This is a genomic window from Comamonas sp., from assembly GCF_036666375.1.
Lineage (GTDB): Bacteria > Pseudomonadota > Gammaproteobacteria > Burkholderiales > Burkholderiaceae_C > Comamonas.
The window spans coordinates 1-6,964 of the sequence record NZ_JAVWWA010000148.1 but is presented as its reverse complement, the minus strand read 5'-3'; the positions used below and the strand labels follow the sequence as shown (position 1 = coordinate 6,964).

Sequence of the window (6,964 nt, the reverse complement as noted above, 5' to 3'; positions counted from 1 at the left end):
CAACGTGCGCTGTCCAACCATGGATATTCCCAACTTGGGAATAAAACAAAAAGCCCGCTATCTTTTGGATAGCGGGCTTTCCTTATGGGGGTTGGTGGGTCGTGCGTGATTCGAACACGCGACCTACGGATTAAAAGTCCGCTGCTCTACCGACTGAGCTAACGACCCAACCTGCTTCACAAAACGATTGTTCTGATCAGCGAAGAACTCGATTCTAGCACGGAATTTAAGACGCTTTTGGCTCGGTGGCCGCAATTTGATCGAGCACCCAGCCGGCAGCGCATTGCCCGAATGTGGCCGTCACGGCAACGACCGAGCCGTAGCCGTGGCAGTTGAGCGTGCCGTCGGCGCCGTCGATCGCGCACGATGCATCGGGCGGGGCGACGGCTTCGCGGCTGAAGACGCAGGCCACGCCCATCTTCTTGCCGTCGCGCGGCGCGTTGTGTTCGCGGCGCAGGCGGTAGCGCAGTTGGGCCAGCAGCGGGTCGTGCGTGGTCTGGCTCAGGTCGTCGATGTCGACCTTGTGCGCCTGGCGCTTGCCGCCGGCTGCGCCCACGCTGATGAACAGCAGTTTGTTGCGCCGTGCATGCGCTGCCATGGCGGTCTTGGCCTTGACCTGGTCGCAGGCGTCGATCACGGCCGTCACGCCCGCGGGCAGCAGCGCCGGCCAGTTGTCCGGCTCGACGAATTCCTCTATGCAGTGCACTTCGCAGTCGGGGTGGATCTGCGCTATGCGCTCGCGCATCGCGACCACCTTGGCCTGGCCCACGGTCGAAGTGAGCGCATGGATCTGGCGGTTGATGTTGGATTCGGCGACCTGGTCCAGGTCGATCAGCGTGATGCGGCCCACGCCGCTGCGCGCCAGCGCTTCCGCGGCCCAGGAGCCCACGCCGCCTATGCCGACCACGGCCACATGTGCGCCGCGGATGCGCGCGGCGCCCGGCATGCCGTAAAGACGCTCCAGGCCGCCGAAGCGGCGCTGGTTGTCGGCAGCCAGAAAGTCGGGGTCGGGCAGGGCGGCAGTCGCGATGCTCAATGAGAAAGTCATTTCATTTATTCAGGATGCAAGGCACCGCTAACAGCGCGTGAAACTGACGTGTCCTGGGTCAGGGGCACCGAGCAAGGGCCGCCCCGCAGCGAAGGTGCCGTCCCCCTCCACCGTAGGTTGAGAGGGGGAAGCGACGTAAGTCGCTCAGGGGGTGCTTTATTTCAGACGCGACAGCTGTTCCTTGGCGGCATTCGCGGCTTCGCTGCGCGGATAGGCCTTGATCAGGTCTTCGAGCGTCTTGCGCGCCGAACGCGTGTCCTTGAGCTCGATCTGGCAGTTGGCGATCGACAATGCGGCTTCCGGCGCGCGCGCGTGCTCGGGCGTCGCTGTCAGCAGCGATTTGAAGTTGGCGATCGCCTCCTTGTAGTCTCGCTCCGCATACTGCGCGTTGCCAAGCCAGAAGCGTGCCGACGGCAGATAGCCGCTGCGCGGATACTGGCGGATGAACGCGCTGAAGGACTTGTTGGCATCGGCGAACTTGCCGCCGCGGAAGACTTCGAGCGCGGCATCGAAGTCGCGCTTTTCAGCCGGGTCGGCCGTGAACTGCTGACCGTCTACGGTCACAGTGACCGGCTCGAATTGCTTGAGCCGTTCTTCCACACCCTGGGCGATGTCCTTTTGCTTGCGTTGCAGTTCAGACGACTGCTGCAGCAATTGTTCATTCTGCCCACGCAGACGGGCCTGGTCCTGGCGCAGTATCTCGATCTGCGATTGCAGATCGAGCAGGCTGCGGCGCAGCTGCGAAGTGTCTTCGCTGGCGCGCTGGTTCGACTGCTGCATCGCGTCCAGGCGCTGGCGCAGCTCGATGATCGCCTTGCGCGCCTCGTCGTCACCGAACAGGGCGGCCTGGCTGGCCGTGGCGAACGACGCGGTACAGGCGAATGCCAGTACCAGCCGGGCCACGGAGGTGGTGCGGAAAAACGGTGTTGCCATATTTAACGGTACGACAGTTCAGCGCGGCGGTTCTGGGCGAAGGCGTCTTCGCTGAAGCCTTGGACTGCAGGCTTTTCCTTGCCGAAGCTCACGGCTTCGACCTGGGCGTCGGACACGCCCAGCAGACCCAGCGAGCGGCGCACGGCTTCGGCGCGCTTCTGGCCCAGTGCCAGGTTGTACTCGCGGCCGCCGCGTTCGTCGGTGTGGCCTTCGACCACGACCTTGCGGCTGGGCGAAGCCTTGATGAAGCGTGCGTGGGCTTCGATCTGCGATTGTGCGTCGGCCTTGATGACGTACGAGTCGTAGTCAAAGTAGACGATGCGGCTCACGCCCTGGGGGCCGGCCTGGTCGCCGCCCGACTGCGTCAGGTCGACACCCGCGACACCGCTTTGGCCCGTGCCGCCAGCGGTGGCACCGGTGCCAGCGCCGCTGCTCAAAGCCGACTTGTCGGTGACCGGGGTTTCGTCGAGCTTGACGCCCGAGCTGCAGCCTGCCATCAGGGCGGCAACGGTCATGGCGATGGAAAGGCGTTTGAAGGTGATCATGGAAAAACTCCGCAGCGTTCTACAGAACGCCATCAGCGATACGGTTGAAAAGAAAAGAACTACAGAAACTCAGTTTTTGGGGAATGGGCCCCAGTCGGGCTCGCGGATGTCGCCACCCTGGCCGGCGAGCCTTGCCTTGATCTTGCCGTCCAGTGTCGTGGTCATCAGGGATTCGCGTCCTTGCTGCAGGGTCGCGTACACAATCAGGCGGCTATTTGGAGCAAAGCTCGGATTTTCATCGGCCGTGGTGTCGGTGATCGCGGTCACGGTGCCCGCGCTCAGGTCCATCACGTGCAGCTTGAAGCCTCCGCCCACGCGCGAAATATACGCGAGCCAGCGACCGTCCGGACTGACACTCGGAGAAATGTTGTAGTTGCCGGTGAAGGTCACGCGTTCGGCGCTGCCTCCGCTGGCCGAAACCTTGTAGATCTGCGGTGCGCCGCCGCGATCGCTGACGAAGAAGATCGTCTGGCCGTCGCTGGAGAACACAGGCTCGGTGTCGATGCCGCTGCTTTGCATCAGGCGGCGCGGTTCGCCGCCTTCGGCGCTGATCATGTACAGCTGCGAGCCGCCGTCGCGCGTCAAGGTCACCGCCAGCGACTCGCCGTTCGGTGCCCAGGCCGGCGCGCTGTTGGAGCCGCGGAAGTTGGCCAGCAGGCGACGCCGGCCGCTGGCCACGTCATGCACATAGACCACGGGCTTGCGCGACTCGAACGACACATAGGCCACCTGGCGGCCGCTGGGCGACCAGGCCGGGGAAATGATGGGCTCGGGGCTCGACAGCGCCGACTGCGCGCCCTCGCCATCGGCATCGGCAATCCACAGGCTGTAGCGCTTGCCGGCCTTGGTCACGTAGGTGATGCGGGTCGAGAAGATGCCGCGTTCGCCGGTGAGCTTTTCGTAGACGTAGTCGGCGATGCGGTGGGCCACGAGGCGCAGATCGCCAGAAGGTACGGCGAAGCTGTGGCCGCCCAGATCCTGGCCGCGCACCACGTCCCAGAGGCGAAAGCGCACATCGAAGCGGCCGTCGGCCAGGCGCGTCACGCTGCCCGTGACCAGCGAGTCGGCCATCTTCTGCTTCCACAGCGCCACGTCGGGCCGCGAGGTCTCATCAAGCTGGGTTCCCGAGGCATCTACGCCGCGGAACTGGCCGCTGCGCTCGAGGTCGGCCTGCACGATGGCCGCGAGTTTCTGCGGCGACTGCGGCTCGCCGCGGAACGGGGCGATCGCAATCGGCAACTGCGTCAAGCCCACGCCCGTGACTTCTACCCGGAACTGGGCCAGCGCGGGCAGCGCGGGAGCAGAGGCGAGGGCCGCAAGAAAGCCGCGGCGCATCGTTTGCGGCAGCGCCGCGGAAAAGGATGTGGATGGAGTTCGGTCAATAGTCATTGGCAACCATCTTAGTGTGGCCAACACAACCCTTGGCACATCGTTGCGTTGCCTGGGCGCGTGCAACTTGCACTGCGCCTGGTGTCCACCGCAAATCCCGCGATTTCTCGGGCCGTGTCAGGCCGTGTCAGCGACTGTTGCTCCGGGTAAATCCCGGTGCTTACGGATCGCATGTTACACACTCTGGCGCGGCCCAACTGTAAGTGGATGAACAGTCATGCCGTAGGGCCGTAAAATTCGCGTCACATGCAAGCATCCCACTCCGCCCCAGAAGCCTCCGCCCTCGTGCCTTCGCGTCCCCTGAGCATGCGCCAGCGCCTGCAGCGTCTTGCTCCTTACTTCGGCGGGCGTCGCTGGACCTGGGTGCTGGCCGTGGCCGCGATGCTGGTCGGCGCCGCGACCGAGCCCATGATTCCGGCACTGCTCAAACCCCTGCTGGACAACGGATTTACCGACGGCAGCCTGCAACTGTGGCTGGTGCCGGTTTCCATCATGGGCGTGTTCCTGCTGCGCGGCATCGCCCAGTTCGTCGGCCAGTACGCGCTGGCGCGCATCGCCAACGAAGGCATGCTGAGCCTGCGCCACGCGCTGTTCGACCGCTTGCTGGCGGCCGACATGGCGCTGTTCTCGCGCCACTCGGCGAGCAGCCTGTCGAACACCGTGGTCTATGAAGTGCAGACCGGCTCGACGCTGCTGGTGCAGGCGATGATGGGCCTGTCGCGCGACAGCTTCACGCTGATCGCCTTGCTCGGCTATCTGCTCTATCTGAATTGGCAGCTGACGCTGGTCGTGGGCCTGGTCGTGCCCGGCGTCGCCTGGATCATGAAGACGCTGTCGCGCCGGCTGTACCGCATCACCAAGGACAGCCAGGAGGCGACCGATTCGCTGGCTTATGTGGTCGAGGAAAACGTGCTGGCCCACCGCATGGTGCGCCTGCATGGCGCGCAGGACGTGCAGCAAAAGCGCTTTGGCGGTCTGAGCCAGCGCCTGCGCCATCTGGCGGTGAAGTCGACGATTGCGTCGGCCGCGATGACACCGCTGACGCAGCTGCTGGCCGCGGCCGCGCTGTCGACGGTGATCTGCATTGCGCTGTGGCAAAGCCGCCAGACGCTGCGCGCCGACGACGTCACCGTGGGCGGCTTCGTGTCGTTCATCACCGCCATGCTGATGCTGGTCGCACCCATACGCCGGCTGGCCGACGTGGCCAATCCGATCACGCGTGGCGTGGCCGCGCTCGAGCGCGGCCTGGCGCTGCTCGACAGCACTCAGGCCGAGCAGGGCGGAACGCACCGCACGGAACGTGCGCGCGGCGAAATCGAGCTGCGCGACGTGGGTGTGGCGTTCGGCGAGGACCAGGCGCCGGCCCTGGCGCAGGTGAATCTGCGCGTGCGTCCCGGCGAAGTCGTGGCCCTGGTCGGGCCTTCGGGCGCGGGCAAGACCACGCTGGTCAATCTGCTGCCGCGCTTTCTCGCACCGACCAGCGGCGAAGTGCTGCTCGACGGCCGGCCGCTGGCCGAGTGGGATCTGTCCAGCCTGCGCCAGCAGTTCGCCATGGTCAGCCAGGACGTGGTGATGTTCAACGACAGCGTGGCCGCGAATGTCACGCTGGGCGCGCAGGTCGACGAGGCCAAGGTCTGGGCCAGCCTCGAAGCCGCAAATCTTGGCGACCACGTGCGCCGCATGCCCCAGGGACTGCAGACCGTGGTCGGCCACAACGCGGCCCAGCTGTCGGGCGGCCAGCGCCAGCGGCTGGCGATCGCGCGCGCGGTCTACAAGAATGCGCCCATACTGATTCTCGACGAGGCCACTTCGGCGCTCGACACCGAATCCGAGCGCCTGGTGCAGGATGCGCTGCAGCGCCTGATGCAGGGCCGCACGACGCTGGTGATTGCGCACCGGCTGTCGACCATCGAGCACGCGGACCGCGTGGTGGTCATGGAGCGCGGCCACATTGTCGAGCAGGGACCGCATGCGCAGTTGCTGGCCCAGGGCGGGCTGTATTCGCGGCTGCAAGCCGCGGGCTGACGCCTGTGCGTCAGTCGACGACGACCTGCGCCGCGCCGGCTTCCATGCGGCCTATGACCGCGGCGCTCGCAAAACCCTGGGCCGCGAACAGCGCCAGCACCTGATCGACTGTCTCGGCAGTGCAGGACACCAGCAGCCCGCCCGAAGTCTGCGGGTCGGTCAGCAGCGCTTGCAGCGGTGCCGAGACCTGCGACCCCATGACCACCTGCGCGCCATAGGCCGCCCAGTTGCGGCCCGAAGCGCCAGTGACCACGCCTTGCTCCGCAAACGCCTGTACCGTGGGCAGCAGCGGCAGCGCGCGGCTGTCTATGCGCGCCGTGAGACCCGCGCCGCGCGCCAGCTCCAGCGTATGGCCCAGCAGGCCGAAGCCGGTCACGTCGGTCAGCGCGTGCACGCCTTCGATCTGCGATAGCGCCGCGCCCGGACGGTTGAGCTGCGTCGTGGTCTCGACCATGGCGCGGTAGCCGTTGGCGTCGAGCAGGTTCTTCTTCAGCGCCGCCGACAGAATGCCCACGCCCAGTGGCTTGCCCAGCACCAGGACATCGCCGTCCCGGGCATCGGCATTGCGCTTCATGTGCTTGGGGTTGACGATGCCTATGCCGACCAGCCCATAGATGGGCTCGACCGAGTCGATCGAATGCCCGCCGGCCAGCGGAATGCCGGCCTCGCGGCAGATCGATTCGCCGCCTTCGAGCACCTTGGCGATGGTCGCATGCGGCAGCACGTTGATGGGCATGCCGACGATGGCCAGCGCCATCAACGGCGTCGCGCCCATCGCGTAGATGTCCGACAGCGCATTGGCTGCGGCGATACGGCCGAAGTCATACGGGTCGTCGACGATGGGCATGAAGAAATCGGTGGTGGCGACGATGGCCTGTTCGTCGTTGATGCGGTACACGGCGGCATCGTCGGCGGTCTCGTTGCCCACCAGCAGGTCGGGGAAGAACTGCTTGGGCAGCGCGCTCTGGCCTATGAGCTGGGCCAGCACGCCCGGCGCAATCTTGCAGCCGCAGCCGCCGCCGTG

Annotated in this window: 6 protein-coding genes and 1 tRNA gene; 1 reads left to right on the top strand and 6 read right to left on the bottom strand. The window is 65.8% G+C overall.

Features of this window, described 5'->3' with window-relative positions; translation table 11 throughout:
* Nucleotides 1-92: 92 nt before the first annotated feature.
* The 5 genes from RR928_RS22915 to tolB all read right to left on the bottom strand — a co-directional run bounded on the left by RR928_RS22915 (nucleotide 93) and on the right by tolB (nucleotide 3,915).
* A tRNA-Lys gene (locus tag RR928_RS22915) sits at nucleotides 93-168 on the bottom strand.
* A 58-nt stretch (nucleotides 169-226) separates the two neighbouring features.
* A complete protein-coding gene (locus tag RR928_RS22910) occupies nucleotides 227-1,048 on the bottom strand; it encodes a tRNA threonylcarbamoyladenosine dehydratase (RefSeq protein ID WP_332539837.1) in 822 nt (273 codons plus the stop codon).
* Between the two features lie 156 nt (nucleotides 1,049-1,204).
* Entirely contained in the window at nucleotides 1,205-1,981 is a 777-nt protein-coding gene (gene ybgF, locus RR928_RS22905; RefSeq protein WP_332539836.1) for a tol-pal system protein YbgF, read from the bottom strand.
* A gap of 2 nt (nucleotides 1,982-1,983) precedes the next feature.
* Nucleotides 1,984-2,526: a peptidoglycan-associated lipoprotein Pal gene (pal, locus tag RR928_RS22900; protein WP_332539835.1), complete on the bottom strand. Its 543-nt coding sequence runs from the start codon at nucleotides 2,524-2,526 to the stop codon at nucleotides 1,984-1,986.
* A 69-nt stretch (nucleotides 2,527-2,595) separates the two neighbouring features.
* A complete protein-coding gene (gene tolB, locus RR928_RS22895; protein ID WP_332539834.1) occupies nucleotides 2,596-3,915 on the bottom strand; it encodes a Tol-Pal system beta propeller repeat protein TolB in 1,320 nt (439 codons plus the stop codon).
* 246 nt (nucleotides 3,916-4,161) lie between these two features.
* Here tolB and msbA point away from each other — a divergent pair, with 246 nt between their 5' ends.
* Nucleotides 4,162-5,940, top strand: coding sequence for a lipid A export permease/ATP-binding protein MsbA (gene msbA / locus RR928_RS22890; protein ID WP_332539832.1), 1,779 nt, complete (start codon nucleotides 4,162-4,164; stop codon nucleotides 5,938-5,940).
* Nucleotides 5,941-5,950: 10 nt separating this feature from the next.
* Here msbA and selD read toward each other — a convergent pair.
* On the bottom strand, nucleotides 5,951-6,964 hold a 1,014-nt coding region (selD, locus tag RR928_RS22885), incomplete at its 5' end, for a selenide, water dikinase SelD (protein ID WP_332549945.1).